General features: G+C 65.6%; 18 protein-coding genes. 4 read left to right on the forward strand and 14 right to left on the reverse strand.

What is annotated here, in order from left to right:
- Nucleotides 1-39 precede the first annotated feature (39 nt).
- Genes Q9R02_RS11100 through Q9R02_RS11110 form a run of 3 tightly spaced genes read left to right on the forward strand, consistent with a single transcriptional unit; the run spans nucleotide 40 to nucleotide 2,824 of the window.
- Nucleotides 40-990, forward strand: a complete 951-nt coding sequence (locus tag Q9R02_RS11100) for a sensor histidine kinase (protein ID WP_305996757.1) — start codon at nucleotides 40-42, stop codon at nucleotides 988-990.
- A complete protein-coding gene (locus Q9R02_RS11105; RefSeq protein ID WP_305996758.1) occupies nucleotides 987-2,156 on the forward strand; it encodes a hypothetical protein in 1,170 nt (389 codons plus the stop codon). Before Q9R02_RS11100 ends, Q9R02_RS11105 begins: the two co-directional genes overlap by 4 nt.
- On the forward strand, nucleotides 2,153-2,824 hold the full coding sequence (locus Q9R02_RS11110) for a LuxR C-terminal-related transcriptional regulator (RefSeq protein ID WP_305996759.1): 672 nt from the start codon (nucleotides 2,153-2,155) through the stop codon (nucleotides 2,822-2,824). The genes Q9R02_RS11105 and Q9R02_RS11110 overlap by 4 nt, the downstream gene beginning before the upstream one ends.
- Here the strand turns inward: Q9R02_RS11110 and wsfD are convergent.
- The 6 genes from wsfD to Q9R02_RS11140 form a co-directional block, all read right to left on the reverse strand.
- Entirely contained in the window at nucleotides 2,761-4,401 is a 1,641-nt protein-coding gene (gene wsfD / locus Q9R02_RS11115) for a glycan biosynthesis hexose transferase WsfD (RefSeq protein WP_305996760.1), read from the reverse strand. The two genes, Q9R02_RS11110 and wsfD, sit on opposite strands and share 64 nt — an antisense overlap.
- Complete coding sequence (locus tag Q9R02_RS11120; protein WP_305996761.1) at nucleotides 4,398-5,303, reverse strand: septum formation family protein; 906 nt, start codon at nucleotides 5,301-5,303, stop codon at nucleotides 4,398-4,400. Before Q9R02_RS11120 ends, wsfD begins: the two co-directional genes overlap by 4 nt.
- Complete coding sequence (xrtS, locus tag Q9R02_RS11125; protein WP_305996762.1) at nucleotides 5,293-5,835, reverse strand: exosortase S; 543 nt, start codon at nucleotides 5,833-5,835, stop codon at nucleotides 5,293-5,295. The genes Q9R02_RS11120 and xrtS overlap by 11 nt, the downstream gene beginning before the upstream one ends.
- Nucleotides 5,835-7,196: an XrtP-associated glycosyltransferase gene (locus tag Q9R02_RS11130; protein WP_305996763.1), complete on the reverse strand. Its 1,362-nt coding sequence runs from the start codon at nucleotides 7,194-7,196 to the stop codon at nucleotides 5,835-5,837. The genes xrtS and Q9R02_RS11130 overlap by 1 nt, the downstream gene beginning before the upstream one ends.
- A 111-nt stretch (nucleotides 7,197-7,307) precedes the next feature.
- A complete protein-coding gene (locus Q9R02_RS11135; protein WP_305996764.1) occupies nucleotides 7,308-7,487 on the reverse strand; it encodes a hypothetical protein in 180 nt (59 codons plus the stop codon).
- Nucleotides 7,488-7,509: 22 nt separating this feature from the next.
- Complete coding sequence (locus tag Q9R02_RS11140; RefSeq protein ID WP_305996765.1) at nucleotides 7,510-8,784, reverse strand: PVV-CTERM domain-containing choice-of-anchor G protein; 1,275 nt, start codon at nucleotides 8,782-8,784, stop codon at nucleotides 7,510-7,512.
- Between the two features lie 334 nt (nucleotides 8,785-9,118).
- Here Q9R02_RS11140 and Q9R02_RS11145 point away from each other — a divergent pair, with 334 nt between their 5' ends.
- A complete protein-coding gene (locus tag Q9R02_RS11145) occupies nucleotides 9,119-9,937 on the forward strand; it encodes a nucleotidyltransferase family protein (protein WP_305996766.1) in 819 nt (272 codons plus the stop codon).
- 31 nt (nucleotides 9,938-9,968) lie between these two features.
- Here the strand turns inward: Q9R02_RS11145 and Q9R02_RS11150 are convergent, their stop codons facing one another.
- The 8 genes from Q9R02_RS11150 to Q9R02_RS11185 all read right to left on the reverse strand — a co-directional run bounded on the left by Q9R02_RS11150 (nucleotide 9,969) and on the right by Q9R02_RS11185 (nucleotide 19,677).
- A complete protein-coding gene (locus Q9R02_RS11150) occupies nucleotides 9,969-11,060 on the reverse strand; it encodes an acyltransferase family protein (protein WP_305996767.1) in 1,092 nt (363 codons plus the stop codon).
- Nucleotides 11,047-11,841, reverse strand: a complete 795-nt coding sequence (locus tag Q9R02_RS11155) for a glycosyltransferase family 2 protein (RefSeq protein WP_305996768.1) — start codon at nucleotides 11,839-11,841, stop codon at nucleotides 11,047-11,049. The genes Q9R02_RS11150 and Q9R02_RS11155 overlap by 14 nt, the downstream gene beginning before the upstream one ends.
- 182 nt (nucleotides 11,842-12,023) lie before the next feature.
- On the reverse strand, nucleotides 12,024-13,172 hold the full coding sequence (locus Q9R02_RS11160) for a glycosyltransferase (RefSeq protein WP_305996769.1): 1,149 nt from the start codon (nucleotides 13,170-13,172) through the stop codon (nucleotides 12,024-12,026).
- Nucleotides 13,172-14,110, reverse strand: a complete 939-nt coding sequence (locus Q9R02_RS11165; protein ID WP_305996770.1) for a glycosyltransferase family 2 protein — start codon at nucleotides 14,108-14,110, stop codon at nucleotides 13,172-13,174. Before Q9R02_RS11165 ends, Q9R02_RS11160 begins: the two co-directional genes overlap by 1 nt.
- Nucleotides 14,111-14,128: 18 nt before the next feature.
- Nucleotides 14,129-15,181: a glycosyltransferase family 4 protein gene (locus tag Q9R02_RS11170; RefSeq protein ID WP_305996771.1), complete on the reverse strand. Its 1,053-nt coding sequence runs from the start codon at nucleotides 15,179-15,181 to the stop codon at nucleotides 14,129-14,131.
- Nucleotides 15,171-16,361: an O-antigen ligase family protein gene (locus tag Q9R02_RS11175; protein WP_305996772.1), complete on the reverse strand. Its 1,191-nt coding sequence runs from the start codon at nucleotides 16,359-16,361 to the stop codon at nucleotides 15,171-15,173. The genes Q9R02_RS11170 and Q9R02_RS11175 overlap by 11 nt, the downstream gene beginning before the upstream one ends.
- Nucleotides 16,358-17,443: a glycosyltransferase gene (locus Q9R02_RS11180; protein ID WP_305996773.1), complete on the reverse strand. Its 1,086-nt coding sequence runs from the start codon at nucleotides 17,441-17,443 to the stop codon at nucleotides 16,358-16,360. The genes Q9R02_RS11175 and Q9R02_RS11180 overlap by 4 nt, the downstream gene beginning before the upstream one ends.
- The gene (locus Q9R02_RS11185) at nucleotides 17,434-19,677 is read right to left on the reverse strand and encodes an N-acetylneuraminate synthase family protein (RefSeq protein ID WP_305996774.1); all 2,244 of its coding nucleotides are present in this window, start codon (nucleotides 19,675-19,677) and stop codon (nucleotides 17,434-17,436) included. Before Q9R02_RS11185 ends, Q9R02_RS11180 begins: the two co-directional genes overlap by 10 nt.
- Between the last annotated feature and the right edge of the window lie 8 nt (nucleotides 19,678-19,685).

A 19,685-nucleotide genomic window follows, 5' to 3' on the forward strand; every position in this document is an offset into this window, starting at 1 on the left:
CCTAGTGGAAGCTACCGGGGGGTAAGACAGGAATTAACCATGCCTTCCCCCGTCCGGTCAAGGACGCTGGATGCGCTGAGGATCACCGGCATTTACGCCGGTCTGGCACTCAGCCTCCCGGCGCTCTTCTCGGTCGATTTTGCAGCCCCGGATCGGACCCCCATCCAGGCCCTGCTTCCGCTTTTATGCGCCAGTTCTCTTCTGGCTTTCGCGCGGATCAAGCATCGGGCATGGATTTTGACCCAGGCATTCGTATTCTGCGCGGCTCTCGGAACGGCATTCACGCTGACCGGCGAGCCTTTCGAGAGGTCCGTTCTGGCCGGATCGATCATCGTCTCCTGGTTGATCTGTCTCCTGGCGCGGTGGCTCATCCCGCGGCGCAGCACGCTCGAGTGGGAGCGCCACTCCACTGCTCAGACGGCCGCGCTGGCGCTGCGTCTGGCCGAACTGCACCGGAGGGAGACCCAGGAAGAGGCCCGAGTGGTCCATGACACCGTGCTCCGGGGCCTGACGGCGTTGTCATTCCAGGGTCTCGGATCCTCCCGCCAGGATCTCCTCGCGTTCCTGGATCCTCAGGCCGCCTGGACCGAGCCACTGGACCGTGAACCCCGGAACCTCCGCGGGTTGCTGGAGGCGACGGCGGCCCGCCACCACGCCGACGGCTTCACCGTGTCCGTTCACGGACCGGAGTGCAGTCTGAGCCCGGCGCAGGCCGCGGCAGTCTCCTTGGCCGTGGATGAGGCGCTCCTCAATGTCCGCAAGCACACCGAAAGCCCCGGAGCCGAAATCGCCATCCACACCACCCCGTCCCACATCGCCATCACCGTGTCCGATACCGGGTCCGGATTCGTTCCCGGCAACGTCTCACCGGACCGCCTGGGTCTGAGAAGCTCCATTCTCGGCCGGATGCGATCCGCCGGAGGGAACGCACGGGTCACGTCCCGGCCTGGCTCCGGCACCACCGTGACGCTCGAACTGACGCGGCCATGATGCGGTTCCTTCACAGACACCTCCGATGGAAGCCCGAACCGTTCGCCGTCACCACCCTCGTTCTGGCCGTCGGCCTCTGGGCCTTATCCGCCGTCCAGGCGGCGCTGTTGCCCTTGTCCGGCACCCACGGTCTTGCGCCCATGGGAGCCGTGATCGTCGACGCCGTCGGGATCGCGCTCATCAGCTGGGGGACGCGCCGGTCATTCCCCCGCACGGCGGCCTTCACCATCCGGATCCTGGCGATCGGAGGCCCGCTCGCTGCGACGGTGGCCGTCAGCCTGGGAGCGCCCCATCTCGCGTTCTTCGACATGGTTCGTGCACAGGTGCTCATGACGATCGTCCTGATCGGGTCCCGTGCAGTACCGCTGATTCGGACCATCGGTGCAGGTGCTCTCGCCTGCGGGGCCGCCACCTGGGGTTACGCGAACAACCACGGCGTGACCTGGTCCGGGGCGGCAGCGTTCGCCATGACCTCCTCGGTCCTCCTGGTGGCCGGTCTGCTCAGCGACGCCCTGATCCGGCGCGGCATCCGGGAATTGCTGGAGAACGACCGGGGCCACACGATCAACACCGCCACCGGCAGGGTCACAGCCCTGATCCGTCACGAGGCCTCCGAATCGGCTCCGGTGCGGCAGGAGGCCGATGCTTTGTTCCGCGAAGCCACGGATCTGGCCGAGCACCCTGTCCCCGAAAGCGTCGCGGTGCGTGCCCGGGACATCGCTCAGCGGCTCCGCTCCCAGCTGACCGGCCGCCTGGAGGATGACTGGTTCTTCATGGCACTGGATCTGGCCTCCAGAAGGAATGACGTGACCGTCCATGATCCCGAGGGCTGCCTCCCGCTCGTGCCGGAAGGCTTCCGGCTGCCATTGCTGGTCACCACCCTGCGGCTCCTCCAGGGCCCTGCCATGCCCGAGGCCCCGGCGTCCGGTGACGGCGGTGAGTCGCGGCAACGGGTGCTGGTCTCGGTGCACGACGGCGGCGCCGGACCGGCGTGCATCATCTGGTCCGCAGGAGCCCAGCCGGTTCGCCATGCCCGCACGATCGTCCGCGACACGCTCGCTGTCGTCGACCCGTTCGCCGACGCTCACCGGGCCGCCGGTGAGACGGTGATCCGCGCCGTCGTGCCGCTGGACCGGCACGGTTTCCCCGATGGGCCGCTTCCATGATCCGGGTGGCCCTCATCGACGACCACCGGCTGATGCTGGACGGACTGCTCGGACTGTTCGGGACCGCCCCGGGCGAGTTCCAGGTGACCGGCGCCTTCACGTCATGGCAGGACCCCGCTGCATGGCCTGACGGAGCATCCGCCGACGTCGTGGTCATGGACCTGTACCTCAACATGCCGGTACCCCTCAGCACCAGGCTGTCGGCCGTCCAGGCCGTGGGCGCGAAGGCGGTGGTGCTGAGCAATTCCCTGCTGCCCATGGACGTGCGGCTCGCCTATGCGTCCGGGGCCCACGCCTTCGTCCCCAAGAGCAGCGAGCCCGCCGTCCTGTTCGACGCGGTCCGGGCCGCATCCACCAGCCGGATCCATGTTCCGGATGCCGTGAAGGACGCCTTTCCCGCGCGTCTGCCGCAGTGGAGAACCGACCGGCCACCGCGGGACCGGACCCGGAAGGTGAACTTGAGCGCCCGCGAGCAGGAACTGCTCAGGCTGTACCTGGGTGGGCACGGTCTCAGCGCCAAGGGAGTGGCCCTCGCTGTGGGCCTGAGCGAGCACACGGTCAAGGCGCATGTGCGCCGGGTCCGCCAGCGCTACGCCGGCGCCGGCTACGACGTGACGTCGCTGTTCAACCTGCGGCGACGGCTCCGGGAGGACGGCTGGCTGGACTGATCGCCGCCCGGGCCGGCGGTCCTGGCCCGCGAACCGAGGAGACAGGCCGAGGCGAAGAACAGTGGCACGGTGAGAGCCGACATGTACCCGGTGACGATCAGGTCCTTGTAGATCTCCGCCTGCCCGCCGCTGAGCATGACGGCCCAGAACTGCGCCCAGGAGGCCAGCGTCAGCAGCACCGCCACGCGGCCGACGGCCGAGCCATGGCGGCTGGCGAGCGCCAGGCCCACCAGGATCACCGCGAGGTTCAGCGCCAGATACAGCACCGGGAATGCCCTCAGCGCCGTGAAGAAGAACAGCACAGGAGGGAACCGCCGGTCCTTCTCCGACGGCTGGTGCCCGCTGTCCTGAGGGTAGGACCCCAGGTACCCGAGTTCCGGGGTCAGGACTCCTTCGATGCCCCGTTCGGCCATGCCGATCAGACGTTCCGGATGTGTGAGGTAGAAGGCAGCGATCTTTCCGGGGCTCACCGTGTCCCGGAACTCCTGATACCGGGGGCTGTAGACCGCCGAATTGGCCGAGACCACCGTGCTCCCCGTTGCCGAGGCGAGCGCGGGGTCGGCCCCCAGCCAGCGCAGGTCGTCCTCCGGCGTGGGGCTGTGCGGCAGCATCTCCGCGAAGACCGCGTTGTACGTGGTGAGTTCGGTCGTTCGCGGCGATTGCGTCGCCAGGACCCCCACGGTGAAGGCGCCGAGTAGCAGCGAGGCGGTCAACGGCAGGGCGAACCGCCGCAGACGCCCGCGGGCCGGCCGCGGGGACCCGCCGTCGTCGCGCCCCGCGGCCGGCGTCCAGAAGAGCGCAAGCACGACGACGGGCAGCCACGACGCCGCCTGGGGCGCGGTCCCGATCGTGAAGGACGCCGCCAGAAGCACCCACAGCACGGCCAGCGGACGCAGGCCGCGGCCGTTCCAGTAGTGGAGGAGCGCCACCACGAGGGCCAGCGCGCCCAGGAACGCACCCGATTCGCTGTACGGGGCGATGAAGAAGTCCGCGAAGACCCCGTCCGCACTGACCACCGTCACCAGGCCGGCGATCAGGATCCTGAAGTTCCGCCGCCCCGGCAGGACCGCCATGAGCGCGGTGATCAGCAGACCGAACGCCAGGCAGCAGACGGCTCCCAGCACGCGGGTGTCCAGGCCCGGCGCCACCAGGAATCCTGTCAGCCACTTCGCCGGCCACAGCAGAAGCCACTGGCTCGAGACATCCGTGCCCAGTGGGCCACCGGCCGCGCAGCCTTCCCCGTAGTACTGGTGAGGGACCCACTGGGGGTGGATGAACCGGGTGAAGTTCTCGTAGTCCCAGGGACGGACATTCATCACGCCCAGGGAACAGAGGAGCCGCTGGCCGTCGCCCTGGTCCGCCATCCCCACTGGCCCCGGGACGAACAGCCTGACCACCATGAAAAGGGCGGACAGGAACCCCATCAGCGGCGCCACCGCCGTGAAGCCTGCGGGGCGGAGGGTCCCCGGGCCGAAGGTCCGCGACAGTCCGGTGGTGATCCGGCGGAGCCGGGACTGCTGGGCCCGCCGACGCGTCCGGATCCCGTTTGACGTCCTGGTCTCCTCGACGATGCTCACGGCTGTCCCCCTCCGACGCGGCCCGCCAGCTCCAGAGGCGGCTCCGCGGCCTTGGCGTTGAGTGGTGCGAGCGTGCCCACGCTGAGGGCTGCGCCCTCCCCGGTCCGTCCAACGGCGCAGCGCAGGGTGGACGCACCGTTGTCGGTGCTCAGCAGGGGGACCACACGGACCCCCTGAGGGAGGGCCTTCACCTCGAGGAACTCCAGGACGTACGGAAGGCATTTCGCTGTGCGGAGTTCCGGTTCGGCCAGTGTGCGGTCCATGGTGAACCAGGCGTTGACGTCTTCGGCGAGATGAGGCTCGCTGCAGGGGGCGTGCCGGCCGGTGACCCCGGCCTTGCCCGGCTCTTCAGACGCCAGGTAGCAGAGCCGGAGTTTCGCCGAATCCGGCCGCCCCATGATGCCCTGCAGAGAGCCGTCCAGCGCGTAGGGGGCGTCCGAACCGGTCCCGTCCACGCCGCGGTAGCTGATGTCACAGCGATAGGCCCGGGCCCCCTGGGACCAATCCTGAGGGCTGGGGAAGAAGCTGACGGTGGCGAAGCCGTTGACCGAGTCCCTGGGCCGTGCGGCCAGGTAGGCCCGCAGGGAGCCGTCCGCGCAGAGGGAGGACTGCCGGACGCGCAGCTGCTGCTGGTTGGGCCGCACGCTCTGTTGTGCCACCGGCCCGGGCAACTGTGCCACGCGGTACGTCTCCACAGTGTGCTCCGTGGTGCACGCGACCGGCGGGCTCGGATCACTGACCGCGTCGGCCTCATCCGGGGACTGCAGCAGACGGCACTGTCCCAGTGCCGGATTCGCGGTCCCGACCCCGGCCTCCGGTGCGGCGCAGGAGGTCAGCAGGAGGACGGCGAAAAAGGCCGCCGACGCTGACCCCAGGACGTGGCGCTTCACCTTACGCGGCACGGCTGTGAGTCTGACGGCCGCTCCGGACCAGGAGCAGGACGGCCAGGACGAACGCCAGGATCACCAGGAAGGACCCCACGAAGTGATGAACGACGTCAAACCCGGCCTGGCCCCAGCTGACCTCGGCAAGGGCGATCATGAAGTACCGCAGGAGATTGCTGAACACCACCAGGGCCGCGGCCAGCACCGCGGCCCTGAAGAGCCGTCCGACCGGGATGCGCCGCAGCAGGAAGAGGACACCGGAGATGGCCAGGATGGGCGCCATGAGAACAGCGCTGGAACACAGGGGCGAGACTTGTATCCCGTAGGCGTGCCCGGTCCCCAGGTTGAAGAACACGATGTCGCGCACCGCATAGCTGCCACCGGGAAGGGCTACGGCGAAGATCGCGGACATGAGGCGCGCTTCGCCCGCCCGGATGGCTTCCTGCTGGTACAGCACGACGCCGGCGAGTGCGAAACAGATCAGTGCCGGCAGGAGGCCTGCGGGGCGGGACTCCGCGCGGCGGCGTGCGGACGTGACAGTGCTGCTCATCAGGCTTCCTTCGCCAAGAGTTTGTCCCCGGTCGTCTCGGCATTGCGGCGGGTCTTGGCCCAGCCGGTCTTGCCCGTGATGAGGCGGTATGCCGCGCGGACCACGCATACATAGGTCTGGTACATGTACAGCCAGTACCCGAGCCCCCACCACAGGCCCAGCAGACGGTTCCTACCGGGCGTGACCTGCCGATGGTACACGACCCCCCACAGGGCGAAGGGCAGGATGCCCGTCAACACGATGAGTGGCAGCACGAACCATGCGGCGGAGAACCAGGAGAGCAAGCTTCCGTAATTGAGGACACCTTGCGCGATCATGACGATGAACAGGGTGGGCCAGAGAATCAGGCCCGCCATCTGGATGAAGGGCTGGATCAGGAAGTAGCTCGCCTCGATGGCACCGAGATTGCTGAAGTTCGGGGAGTCGAAGATCTTCTTGAGGTAGACGCTGCACTGCATGCCCCCGTGGCACCAGCGGGTGCGCTGGGTGAGCAGGCGCCGGACACCCGGGAGCGCCTCCTGAGAGACGTGGGTGTCATGCATGTACACGGTCCGGTAGCCCTCCAGCATGATGTGGATGGCCAGTTCGTAGTCTTCCAGAAGTGCACCGTGCCACGGCTGGCCCGCGCTGGCCGCCACCGCGTCGAGGGTGGACAGCCGGGAGAACTGGCCGTTGCCGCCCAGGCCGACCGTCAGGGTGTGGCGGCGGAGCGACTGCATGGCCGCGATGGTGGTGCGGAATTCGATGTCCTGCATGAGGATCAGGTACCGGGAGAATCCGGCCTTGAGCCTGCCCCAGCCTTTCTCCTCGCCCCGCGGCTCGTCCACATTGGACATCCACACGGCGCTCTGGGCCGCACCGACCAGTGGATCGCCGAACACGCCCGGGCCGGAGGCCTGGCGCAGTGCGTTCTCCTCCATCCGGCCGTCGGCGTCGACCACCATGACGATGACCTTGCTGCGGTCGGTGTCCGCAGGAAGCCAGGCGCCCAGGCGCCGGTACGCGGCGTTCAGTGCGTCCCCCTTGCCGGTGCGTGCATGCGGCCGCACGCGGCGTACCAGGTGGATCATCCCGTCGTCGTGCATGGCCGATTCGACGACGGCGGCCGTGCCGTCGTCGCTGTCATCGTCCACCACCCAGACGTGGGCCTGCGGGAAAGTTCTCCGGAGCCGGGCGAGGGTGTCCCCGATGACGGTCTCCTCATCCCGGCATGGGACGAAGACGTGCCATTCGAATGCCGAGGGGTCGCCGCTCTCCTCCTTGGTGCGCCGCAGGAACGGGACCAGGATGAGCGCCACATAGGACAGGAAGAGCACCAGGAGCACGAAGGCGAGCGCCTGGGCAGATTCGAATACTGACATCGTGACCTCTGTCCACACTGGATGATCCGGCCTGCCGCGACCGGAAACTGCGAATGCAAGACGTGGTGGGACGGCCTATGCCGGCCGCCCCACCACGCTCACATGTTCAACTCATCGACCGGGCGAGCGGCGGTTCGCCGTCTTGAGCCGGTTGTTCCTCAGCAGGACGAAGCCCGTGACGAGCAGCGCCACGCCCAGGAGGATCACCCAGCCCAGGGTCGGAGCGCCGGTGGCGGCCAGTACGCCGCCACCGGCGACGGTGCCGCCCGTGGTCCAGTTGTTGCCGTACATATCGGTGTGTTCCTTCCGGATTTCAGATGGCAGCCGCAACCGTCTGGCGACGCTTGCGGATCACCAGCCAGCCCAGAGCCAGCAGGAGTGCGATTCCGCCGGAGATGGCGAGGGAATCGCCATTGACGGCGGGGATGGCGGCCGGGTCCAGGTTGGGGCCGACCGTGGCGTTGGCGAGCTTGACGCTCGCCAGGCCGGAGCCGATGCCCGCGGTCAGGGCGTTCTGGGTCCAGGAACCATCAGCGTTGGCCGTCTGGTTGTTGACCTTCAGCGACAGCAGAGCGGTCAGTGCGTTGCCCAGCGGAGTGACCACCGTGGTGGTCAGGCCGTTGAGGATGCCGGTCACGGCCGTGTTGAGCGTGCCGAGTGCCAGGACAGCGGCGGCCTTGAGCGGGTTGAGGTTGCTCACGGCGTTCAGCTGGGTCTGGACCGATGCCAGCGAGGCGTTGACGATCGTGGTGATCTTGTTGGCCACGGCCTGCGGCAGGTAGGACACCAGGTCCGTGCCGGCGGGCAGAGCGTTGATGTTCGCCACACCGGCGACATCCAGGAGATCCTGCTGGGTGATGCTCACCTTGCCGCTGGCCAGCGGGTTGGTCAGGGTGATGCCGACGGCGCCGAGGGCGGCACTGGCGGTGTTCAGGACCGGGTTGAGCGCGGTGGCGACGCCGGCCACGATGGTGCCGTCGACGTCAGCACTGATGCCTTCCACCACGTAGGCGCCCTGCGGGGCGGAGCCCACGGTCTCCTTCGCGGCGGCGGACAGCGTCTGGGTGGTGAAGTCGACGCCGACCAGGTTGGTTCCGCCCAGGATCTGAGCGGTGCTGACCTTCACCTCGGCGGCCGGCAGTGCGCTGTTGCCCGACGTCGGGAGCCCACCCGGCAGAGTCACAAGGCTAGGAGCCCCTGTGACCGTGCCGGAGAAGGCCTGGGAGCTGCCGTCGTTGACGGCCTGGCCGTACTGACCCACCGCACCGAGGGTGATGACGCCATTGTTGCCCAGCAGCGGGATGTTGCCGCTGCCGACGTTCAGGGCGCTCAGGACCGTGAGGTCGAGCGGGGTGGAACTCTCCGCGGAAGTACCGGGAGTGGTGTCCGTAAACACGGCACTGGCCCCGCCGTTGCCGGCGATCAGGCCCAGATCCGTCGCGGCGAGCGTGCCGGTGAGGAGCTGGCCATTGCCCTGCGAAATGGTGCTTGCCGCCTGAGCCGCAGGAGCTCCGGCAAAGCCAAGGCCGATCGCCACCGCCGCACTTGCGGCGACCGCGGTCGGCCACGCTTTCTTCTTCAGATTCAAGTTATCCCCCTGGATAGCTGGACCGGCACCGAATCCCGGCACCGGAAAACCTGCCGGGCGCCGGAAATTCGACACCCAATCTCGCACGCTAGCAACCGGCTTATGACCTGTTTTCCGGGGGTACCCGAAAGAATTAACCGGGGGTACCCAGAAGAACTAATCAGGGGTACCCGGGGGAATGCACCGGATGGTCATCGCCCGTAACGGTGGCATTCCCGGTTTCACAGGTGGTGGACGCCCGACGGGAGCCGTGGTTTCGCCGCTCCCGGCCGCTATGATGACTTTCATCCATTGGCGTACAGGGGGAACAGTGCCGGACTCTGCCGTTGAAGGGGTGAAGATCACCCACGGAGAGCGCATCCGGCTGGCCCATGCCGTCTTCCAGGCCCTCGCCGACAGGCACGGCGTGGACGTCCTCCACATCAAGGGCTACGCCACCCAGCGCCGGCTCTACACACCGAACCGCGTCAGCTCGGATGTGGACCTCCTGGTCCGTCCGGCCCATGTCCCGATTCTGATCGGCGCCCTGAAAGACGCTGGATGGGACACGATTGCGAGTTTCGAGAGCGGATCCGTGTTCCGCCATGCCATGACGTTCTGGCACCCCGACTTCGGCCACATGGACCTCCACCGCCTCTTCCCCGGCGTGGGGCTGCCGCCGGAGGAGTTCTTCGAACTTCTCTGGGCCTCGAGGGCCACGACGACGATCGCGGGCTGGCCGTGCCAGGTGCCGTCCGCGCGGTATCAGGCTCTAATCGTCCTGCTGCATGCAGGGCGGGACGAAGGACGCGGATCCTCCGACATCGAGCACCTCCGGGGTGAGCTGTCACCGGAGGAATGGGAGGACGTTCACACGCTCGCAGTTCAGACGCGCTCTGAGCTCGGCTGGGCATCCGCCGCCGGCCAGCTCGAGGCCTGGGCCAGGCATCCCGAGCATGACCTCTGGATGATCATGTCGCAGGGCGGCTCATCACTGTCCCTTCTGCGGGCACGTGTCAAAGCCGCGCAAGGACCCGCCAGGAAAGCTGCCGTGCTGAAGGCCCTGTTCGTGGTGAACAAGGATCATCTGCGCAACCGGCTCCTCCGTGAGCCCACCCGTCAGGATGTCCGGGAGGAGTGGAAACGCCGGTTCCGCTCGCTGCGACGGCGATGATGAACCGCGCCACACACCCGGTGTGGCAAGGCTACTGAGATCTCAATGTGTGACGAAGGATCCATCGCTGTACTGGCTTTTCAAGGAACAAGTGCAGGACCGATGCCAGCACCATGGATGTTCCCAACGCACACAGGATCAGGAATACCCCACGCGGGCCCGAAGCGCCGTGTCCGAAGATCCTCACATAGAAGTTCAGCACCTGTTCGTGCACCAAATAGAAGGCAAAGCTTGCATTGCCCGCGAAGACCAGAAGCTTCGAGGTGAGGATCGTGCGGACCCCACTGAGGTCCCTATCAGCGCTGACGACGATGACACCAAGCACGGGAAGAGTGACCGCGACATCCGCGATCGTCTGCGGAGTCGAGAGGCGCGTCAGTGCCACCAGGGTGGCGGCCACGACCAGTCCGTAGACCCAGAGCGGCCCCTTCGGTCTCCACCTGCGAGAGTGCAGTTCTGCGGCAAGCACACCGAGGCCGAACTCACCAGAGCGGAGCAACGGGTTCGTATAGGCCCCCACATCGAAGGCTGAGCCTGAAACGCCAAAGCAGATTGAGACCGCGGAACACGCCGCCCACCACACGAGAACAGCCAGAACTGCATTCCGTGTCGAAGTCCGTCTCAGGTAAGCGAAAACGAACGGCGCCCCGAGGTAAAAGAAAGCTTCGCAGCTGAGAGACCAGCTGACACTGTTCACGCCAAACGCGATCTCATCAACGGGCACCCAGGCTTGGAGCAGAAGAAAGTTCGGAATCACAGCCGGCCACACCAGGTGGAGGCTGTTGAGCCCGAACACCAGAGCGGCTATTCCCGTCACGAAATGCAGCGGGTAGACCTTTGCGAAGCGCCGAGCATAGAACGTCCGGGCGCCCTCTGTGTTTCGCCACGTGTAGCGGAGCACATACCCGGAGAGACAGAAAAAGAACGCGACACCGACAAATCCGTAGGAGGCGACCCACGACTTACTGGACCACCCGGTGACGTGGTACACGTGATAGGCGAAGACCATGAGCGCCGCCAAACCTCGAAAAACAGTGAGGCGGTCGAGTTGCTTCGCCCGAGCGGCACCGACGACCGGCGCGGTCTTCACCTGAGGCTGCTCCATCGGTTCAAAGAACAACATCATCATCGCCTTCCAGTTGCCCTTTAGGGTCCCAGTTTTCCCAGGCCAATGGCGACACGATCCGCATCGGCCCCTTGGCCAGGTAATCAATCTGAGGTGCGGGGAAACCATGGGTGATGAGCTCCCAGACAGTATCGAGTTCGCGATCCGACACCACTGCGCCCTTCACCCAGTGACTCCCCGGATGAATTCCGTCAGCAGCGGCCAAGCCTTGGCGAAACTTCCTGGCCATCTGTGCTGGAGATCGGTAGATGGCGTGCGCCACCGCGACACCGGACCTCCGGCCGCCGACGCGTGACGCATCATGATTCCCCTCGATGATCTCGAGAAGCGGATGAGTTCTCACACAGATCTTTCCGGGGAACGACGCGGAACCATCCATCATGAACTTGGTCGATGGACCCACGTCGCCGTCACCCGCTATGGGGACCATATGGTGGAAGTCTGCGTGGACGACAGTGACCTCATCCGGCATCCGTCGGAGAAAATCTCCGAGCAGTTCACCTTCCGCAAAGAAAAATTCATCCCCGTCAAAGGGGACGACCCACTTGGCCCCGTTCCGCCAGGCTGCCCATGCCAGATAGGTGATCTTTTCAGACTGGAAATGACGAGGCTCAGAATCCTTGGCCACAAGAATCCGATGGTCGGCGCGCGCCATTTTCTCAAGGATTTCCAGCGTTCCATCGGCACTGCCATTGTCTGCAACCAGCACGAAATCGAGCCCCTGGGCCAGTTGATGCCTGACAACTTCAGCAATGATGTCAGCCTCATCGCGTACCACCGAGACCCCCCATACCTGGCCATCCCGCGGCGAATGCGGCAGCGGCGGGAGCGCTGTTGTCCTCGCAATCTTCAACTGCCGAAGCCACCGGCCACCCCGAAGGTAGCGTTTCGCCACCCATCGGACTTGAGCCAGGAACTCCTGAGTCGCGTAGAGAGGGTTACCCGGTTGCAGACGAAACTTCAATCAGCTCTCCATCCGACTCGAAGATCGTACTTGTTCACGGAATTAAGTAACCTCTGAACATGGCTTTTAATTCTCCTGCCAAAGTTCTGCTCCGAGAACTGATTGCAGTATTCCACCATGAACTCCTGGTTCCATTCGATCGCCCCACTGGACCGAACTGAAGCCCGGATTGAGGCCGCCGTCGGTTCCTCGAAGAACACTCCGTTGACACCTTCCACGATCGAATCGAGGTAACCCCCAGCGCGAAGCGCAATGGTGGGTTTCCCGTGAGCACCGGCTTCCAAAGGCGTCAGCCCAAAGTCCTCATACGAAGCAGCGATGAGCGCGGTGCAGTGTTCGTACGTCCAGGCCAGCTCGGCGTCGCTGAGGTTTGCGACGATCCGGACATTGTCCGGGCTCTGCTGGCGAAGCGTCTGCAGAAGGGGCCCGTTGCCCACGATGAGAAGACGCTCATCAAGCCCCTTGAAGGCTTCGATCACCTGGTCGACGTTCTTGTACGGCATCAGCCTGGAGACCACCAGGTAGTGCCCCCCATCGCCGATGAAATGCTCAAGGCCACCGATCGGTTTCGACTCCTGGGTGATGTCCACACTGTGCGGAGGGAACAGCAGATCGGCTTCGATCCCGTACACCTTTCGGATCCGTTCCTTGACGATGCTTGAATTAGCCAGGTAAGCATCGGCTTCCGCCGCCTTCTTTCGGTCCCAGCGCAGCAGGCCCGGCTTCAAAGCACCAAGCACGGCGCCTTTGAGCCCTGCGTCTGAACCTCCCCCGAGGTATTCGTCGGTCAGATACAGCCAGCGGGCCGGGGTGTGGCAGTAGACGAGCCGCTTCCCCGTCGTCGGGAAGCCATGGGCCCATCCGCTGCTGGACGCGATCACCACATCGGCGTCGATGCGGATCGACGAGGCCGCAGCCGCGAGGAGCGGCAGCGCCGCGCGGTGGTTGCGGCGGAACGCACCGATGCGGTTCAGCGGCGAGGTGATGACCTCCGCATCCCGGAACTCCGGATAGGTCAGGTCCGGATCGTAGAGAGTCGTATGGATCGGCGCTTCGGGGAACGCACGATGGAGCGCCAGGACCACGCGTTCGGCACCGCCGCGCTGAGTCAGATAGTCATGGGCTATCGCGATTCTGGGTGTCATCAGAAGGTTGACCTCGCACGCTCAGGGAACCTGATTCCCGCCAGACCAGCCGATTCCACCGCCAGCGCGACCAGCTTCTCCCCCACCCGCCGGGGCAAGTAGGGACTCACCGCATCGGCAGCCGCCCCATAGGCCCGCAGAAGCCGTTCATTCACGGCCCGGCTCGTCAGCCAAGTCAGGCCGCCCCACACTCCAGAAGGCCTCTGCACGCTCCCAAGAGCCTCTTCTCCATGGATCTGGGTGAAGGACTCCCGGGCAGCGCCGGAATGCAACGCCCGGACGGCCCGTGCTGCCGTGCTCAATGAAGCGCCGTGGTGCCGGGCCATCAACTCGGGCGCAATGAGTATGGGCACCCCGGACTGTGCGAGGCGGTATCCGAAGTCCACGTCCTCCCAGCCATACTTCCGGAAGCGCAGGTCGTAGCCCCCTATCCGACGATGGTCCTCGCGGGTCACGGAGACATTACCCGCCCAATAGCGCCAGGCGTGGCTGGCGTCCACGTCCAGAGCACCAGCGATGAAGCGCTTGTCCGCGCGGACACCATACGCGCGGGCATAGGCGTTGTCCGGGTACACATTGGTGGACAATCCGATGACTCCACAGGAACGTGATTCGTGAAGCAGCACATGACCGGCCACGAAATCGGGGCCAACCTCGAGATCGTCGTCAGCCCGGATGAGCACTTCTGCCCGCGCAGCGTCCGCTCCGGCATTCAAGGCCGCCGCTCGGCCTCGGTTCTCAGGGAAAACGACGGAACGCACGTTCAGCGTCGATCGCCAGGTTTCCACGAACGTCTGCGAATCGTCGATGTCACCGTCAAGAACCACGATCACTTCAAAATCGGCCCGGTCCTGTCGCGCGAGAGACTCCAGGAGGCGCGGAAGTCTGTCACGCCCTCCTCTGGACGGGACAACCACCGTCGCAGCAACGTCATTCACCTGTTTCCCCCGATCCCGTCATACCCGGGCCGCCGGCCCGACGAGCCGGTCCATCAGATTCCTGACGTTCACCAGGGCCTCTTCCCGGGAGTATTCGGCCCTCCAGCGTTCATAGGCAGCCCGGACCACTTCATCCGCAGGAAGAGACCGGGCTACGTCACGAATGGTTCCAGCCAGTGCTTCCGCATCACCCGACGGGAAGATCCACGGGTGGCCCCTCCCAACAACCTCCGGGAGCGCCCCTGCGTCGCTGACGACAACGGGAACCCTCGCCGCCATGGCTTCCGCTGCCACCAGCCCGAAACTCTCCTGGACCACCGATGGGACCACCAGGACATCGATATTGGCCAGGAACTCCGTAGGGACCACCCACTCCAGACGACTGACCGATGGCCCCCCACCTTGAATGGCCTTTTCGATGTCATCAGCTTCGCCGGCTTCGACGAACGCGGTCTTACCTGCGATGGTCAGGCGGTACCGTCCTGGTTCCTGTCTTTCCAAGGCGGAAAAGGCCTCCAGAAGAGTGTCCACTCCCTTCAGGAGCGACGGCCGGCCAAGGAAACCGACGTGGACACTGAAGGCCTGAGCTTCTCGGGCTTCCGTACCCTGGGGCGCACCGGCCAGCGACACCCAGTTCGGCAGAACCTCGCTTCCCGGAACGTGCCGTGCGATGAACCGCGAAGGTACCAGGGTCTTGTCGGCTCGCAGCCGGGCCACAGCGGTCATAAGTCGACGGACCCCCAGCGGAAGCTGGTGCAAATGCACGACCCGGTGTTTCATGCCTGCCGTGACGAAGGCCGGGTAGAGACCGTTGCACCAGAGAAGAGCACCGTGCTGCCGAGAGAGCCGCCTAAGACGAAGCCCGTAGGACAGACGCCCGGAACCCAGCGGAATCACGTCGAAGCCTCTCCGCTCAGCCGCTGCAATCACGTCCCCGGGTTGCCCGGGCGCAACAACAATGGGCCGTACTCCCAGCTCGCGGAGAACCTCGGCAAGGCTGAGAAGCATCACCTCGCCGCCACCGATCTCCCCTTGGTTGGCTGCGATCAGAATCGGCACTTCAGCGCTCATGAATGCGGGGTTCCGACTCCGGGGCGTCGGAAGAAGACGCCCTCAATCTGATGCTGTCAGCCAACACGGATGAGTTCCTGGACATGAAGAGGCAACCTAGCAGGATGAATGTCGGCATTGCGAGAAACACCTCGCCAAGCTTGGAGGCACAGATCAGGGTGATCACGGCGCCAGCCTCGAAGGCAACCGGAACAAGTGCACGGCCGCCACCGAACAGGCGCAAGCCGATAACGAGAAGGAATCCAGCGACGCCAATGAGCGCGATCCAGCCTCCTTCACGGTAAAGCGCCAGATACGAATCGTGAAAGAACCAGGTCTTGCCGATCACCTGCACGGTGGCCTGCCCGAGGCCACCGCCATACCAAGGGGTCTGATGGACCAAGTTCCAGGAAGCATCCGCGATCCAGCCGCGGAGCTGGTCGGTTCCGGCCCTGTCCCCGAGCAGGCCCGAGCTTGCGAAGCGCTCTTCAATGAACTGCTCACTGAAATAGAGCAGAAGCAGAAAAGGCAGCTGCAGACTCGGCCCAAGCCGCTTGGTCACCACAACCCAGACGAGCGCGAGAAGAAGCGCCGCCAACGCAGTCCGAGAACCCGTGAGAAACGTTGCACCCACACCGATCGCGATCAGGAGCAGACGAGAGTTTCGCTTCTTCACGAGTACCGTCAAAAGGATCGGGATCAATGCATAGTAGAGGCCTGCAACGTTCTTGTCATTCAAAAATCCTGTCAAATACCCATCGTATTGATCTTGCGTCAGGTGCAAGTAGAACAGGGGTATGTTCAGGATCATGCCTGTCATGAGTCCCCAGAGCACGGACCGGATATCAAGTCGCCCTGTACCCAGCTGCGCCGCAAGTGCCACCATGAGCACCAATCGGATGGCGCGCCGCGTCCAGTCGACCTCATTGATCATCGACTCGACCACCAGGTATACGATGAGCGCTGCCCAATAGGGAACGAAGCTACGGAAGCGGCTGATCCGCCATCCAGGACGCCGGAACAGCCCCATCAAGACCAGCGCTGCAGCCGCAAAGTTCTGCCCAGGGATGTTTCCGGGCACTCCGGGAAACGGCGCTTCAAAGATGAGGACCGCTCCCAAGATGAACTGAAGAGTCAGGATTCTCGGCCCCGTAGCCTTCGCGCGCCGGCCCGTCTGAACTGTCGTGTCGTGGAAGCTCATCGGCAGGCCTCGTATTCCTCGGTAATCCTCTGTGCCATCTGTGCTCGGCTGATCCACCTGAACTGGCCCGCGGAACCGTCGGCCTCCGCGCGCAGCACGGCTCTAGCGATCGTCTCCGGATCCCACCCGAGGACCAGTGCCTCCGGGGGCAGAATCTCCCGGTTTCCGCCGGCATCGCTCGCCACGGCCGGGATCCCGGCCGCCGTTGCGTCGAGGAGCGTGTAGGAGCAGTTCTCCCACCCCGACAGCTGAACCATCACATCAGCGTGCGCCATGGCGTCCCCCGAATCAAGGAACCCGGGAAAGGTGACGGATTCCCGGACCCGGAGCCGCTCCATTTGTCGCTCCAGCGCGTGGCGCTCCGGTCCTTCCCCGGCCACCGTGAGGGTCGCGCCCGGGCGCTCCGGAAGGAGCCGAGCGAACGCGTCCAGAAGGACATCGATGCGCTTCTCCGGCGCCAGCCGGGACAAGGAGAGGATCCGCGGTCCCTCCCCTGCCTGCGGGGGCGGGCGATCCCCGATCCGCGCCGCCACTTCCTCGGGATCCACCCCGTTGGGGATCACCACGATCTCCCGACGCGGCTTCCACTTCCTCCGCATCACGGCGGCGGTGGCCTCTGCGACGGCGATGACCGAGTCGGCCCGCTTCAGCCGCCAGTGATGCATGACCGCCTTCACCCGGGACTTCCACACCGAGCCGTGGTAGACCGCGTCGTCGTCGGCGATCCCGTGCTCGGTGGTGACCACGCGGACCGGCAGGCCGAGCGACGCCACAGCCGTCACCACGTCCGCGAAGGCCAGGTGCGAATGCACCACGGCGGGACGGAGGCGCTTCAGCTGGGACCGCAGGAAACGCACCGAGGCGAGTGCCCCGGCGTCGGGCCCGAACGGCCCGGTCAGCACCGCGACGTTCCGCTCGCGCAGACGCTCGGCCAGTGGACCGTCAGGGCAGAGGACCACCAGATGCCAGCCCGGCAGCCCGACGTCGGCCACATCCAGGACGTGACGTGCCACCCCGCCCAGCGCGGCCACGGGCACCACCCACAGTGCGGTGGGCGTTACGGACTGCGGGCTCAGAACCACTGTTCCAGCCTGTCCAGGGCCGTCCAGAAACCCTCGCCGTTGTTCACGTGCCCCTGCCAGATCTCCGGGATGAAGCTCACGCCCGGTGCCAGGCGGTCCAGCTGGCCGGCGAGCGCGGCCCAGTCCACCTCACCTTCGGCCACCTGAACACCTTCGCCATCCACCCCGGTGGCGTCGACCAGGTGCAGGTGGATGGTGTGCGGCGCCAGGAGCTCCACGGCTTCGGAGAACGGCATGTTGAGGAAGTTCGCCGCCAGTTTGGAGTGGCTGACGTCCAGGCACAGCGCCGTCCCGGTGGACGCAGCGAAATCGGCCGTGTCACGAGGGTCCAGGAACAAATTGTGGAACTGCTGGCCACCCATGAGCCACGGGTACGGCGGGAGGGTCTGTGCGGCGATCCGGACACCGGAGGTGTCCAGGCGTTTGAGTGCCTCGGCGATCCGCTGGTACTTGTCGGCCCGGGCCGGCGGGTCCAGGTGCCGGTCCTTGGTGAATCCGCCCATGGTCACCACCATGATGGGCTCATCCTCGCGGGTGAACCACCGTCCCAGGGAACGCGTGATGTCCACGGTGCGCTGCACCTCGGAGATGGACCGTTCCCAGACGTCCTTCTCGAAGGAGGACAGATCCACCAGGAAGTCACCGGCGAACAGATCCGGGAGGTGCGTGGTGAAGCCCATGTCCAGCGGCTTGCTGAACACGGACTCAGTGTCGATGTCCAGGTCCTTGTAGGAGAAGTGGAACTCGAGGAAGTCGGGCGTGCAGTCGGCGATCAGCTTCGCGTGGTCGTGGTAGCGGACGGGCAGGCCCCACGGCCGGCGGAAGGTGAAGTCCCGGCCGGAGGGCACGACGTCGGCCAGGTCGCCATGGAAGAAGAAGTCGCCTTCCTCCATGTCCCGCCGGATGGTCCGGCCCAGCAGCTGCGGCAGGACGTTCGGCTGGAGGCCGCGGCCGGGACTCTTGACGGCGACGTCCTCCGCCGTCAAGAGCGTGCCGGCGGCCAGCGGCCGCGATGCGACGAGGGACTTGGCCAGGGTGACCCGGTTCATCATCTCGCCGGTGGACACCTGCCGCGGGGCGCTGCTGCCCATGGCGGACTCGACGTCGCGGATCTGCCGCATCATCTCGGCAAACTCGTCCGGGAGGAGCGAGACCTTGTGGTCGTTGCCTTCCATGTCCCGGTCCACGGTGAAATGCTTCTCGATGATGCGGGCACCGCGGGCGACCGCGGCGACAGGCACGTGGAAGCCGCGCTCGTGCCCGGAGTACCCGACGATGGTCTCCGTGATCTTCCCGAGCCGGTCCATGTACGCCAGGTTCACGTCCTTGAACGGCGCCGGATAGGTCGACTGGCAGTGCAGCATGGCGAAGTTGGTCCCGAGGTTCCTCAGAAGATGCGTGGTCTCGCGGATCTCGTCTTCCCGGGACATGCCGGTGCTGAGGATGAGCGGGATCCCGCGGGAGCCGGCGTCCCGCAGGAGTTCGTGGTTGGTCAGGTCCGCGGAGGCGATCTTGAGCCCGTGGACCCCATAGTCCACCAGGGCCTGCACGCTGGGGGAATCCCACGGGGTGCACATGACCTCGATGCCACGAGAGCGTGCGTGGTCGAAGGCCTCGAACAGCTTCTCCGCCGGGAGGGAGAACCTGGACAGGAGATCAAGGGTGTACTGGGCCCCGAGGTCTTCTCCTGCGGTGGCGGCGCCCGACTGCCGGTACAGGGCGTCCATGTCACGGAGCTGGAACTTCACGGCGTCCGCGCCGGCCTCTGCGGCCAGGTCCACGAGTTCCTTCGCCAGTTCCACGGAGCCGTTGTGGTTGTTGCCGATCTCGGCGATGACGAAGGCCGGCTGGCCTTCACCGATCCGGTGTTTGCCGATGCTCATGACATCGCTCCGGTCGATGGCGATGGCCACCAGGTGGCCGCGTGCATCCACGAGTGGAAGGTGTGTCACCGCACCGGAGAACAGCGGTTTCCAGTCCTGCGGGGTCCCGGTGATCCGGCCGCTGCGGACCTGCCGGTTGGAGGCCTGCACTGCGGACGCTTCGAGGTCGATGTCCGGATTGTCGACGATCCAGCGCCGGAAGTCCCCGTCGGAAAAGGAGCCTTCCAGCACGCCGTGGGCGTTGACGCAGAAGACGATCCGTTCCTTGTTCGCCGTGATCTTGTGGAGTGCGTTGAGGACCGAGTCCTCCGAATGCACGATGTACGGCGTGATGCTCCGCTCGATGATCATGGTTTACT

The organism is Arthrobacter horti, assembly GCF_030731045.1.
Classification (GTDB): Bacteria; Actinomycetota; Actinomycetes; order Actinomycetales; family Micrococcaceae; genus Arthrobacter_E; species Arthrobacter_E nanjingensis.

Excerpts from the sequence above, each read along its gene's own strand:
- Q9R02_RS11170 (WP_305996771.1), bottom strand. The coding sequence starts at position 15,181 with ATGAGCGCTGAAGTGCCGATTCTGATCGCAGCCAACCAAGGGGAGATC.
- Q9R02_RS11105 (WP_305996758.1), top strand. The coding sequence starts at position 987 with ATGATGCGGTTCCTTCACAGACACCTCCGATGGAAGCCCGAACCGTTC.
- Q9R02_RS11135 (WP_305996764.1), bottom strand. The coding sequence starts at position 7,487 with ATGTACGGCAACAACTGGACCACGGGCGGCACCGTCGCCGGTGGCGGC.
- Q9R02_RS11150 (WP_305996767.1), bottom strand. The coding sequence starts at position 11,060 with ATGTTGTTCTTTGAACCGATGGAGCAGCCTCAGGTGAAGACCGCGCCG.
- Q9R02_RS11110 (WP_305996759.1), top strand. The coding sequence starts at position 2,153 with ATGATCCGGGTGGCCCTCATCGACGACCACCGGCTGATGCTGGACGGA.
- Q9R02_RS11160 (WP_305996769.1), bottom strand. The coding sequence starts at position 13,172 with ATGACACCCAGAATCGCGATAGCCCATGACTATCTGACTCAGCGCGGC.
- Q9R02_RS11130 (WP_305996763.1), bottom strand. The coding sequence starts at position 7,196 with ATGTCAGTATTCGAATCTGCCCAGGCGCTCGCCTTCGTGCTCCTGGTG.
- Q9R02_RS11100 (WP_305996757.1), top strand. The coding sequence starts at position 40 with ATGCCTTCCCCCGTCCGGTCAAGGACGCTGGATGCGCTGAGGATCACC.
- Q9R02_RS11175 (WP_305996772.1), bottom strand. The coding sequence starts at position 16,361 with ATGAGCTTCCACGACACGACAGTTCAGACGGGCCGGCGCGCGAAGGCT.
- Q9R02_RS11185 (WP_305996774.1), bottom strand. The coding sequence starts at position 19,677 with ATGATCATCGAGCGGAGCATCACGCCGTACATCGTGCATTCGGAGGAC.
- xrtS (WP_305996762.1), bottom strand. The coding sequence starts at position 5,835 with ATGAGCAGCACTGTCACGTCCGCACGCCGCCGCGCGGAGTCCCGCCCC.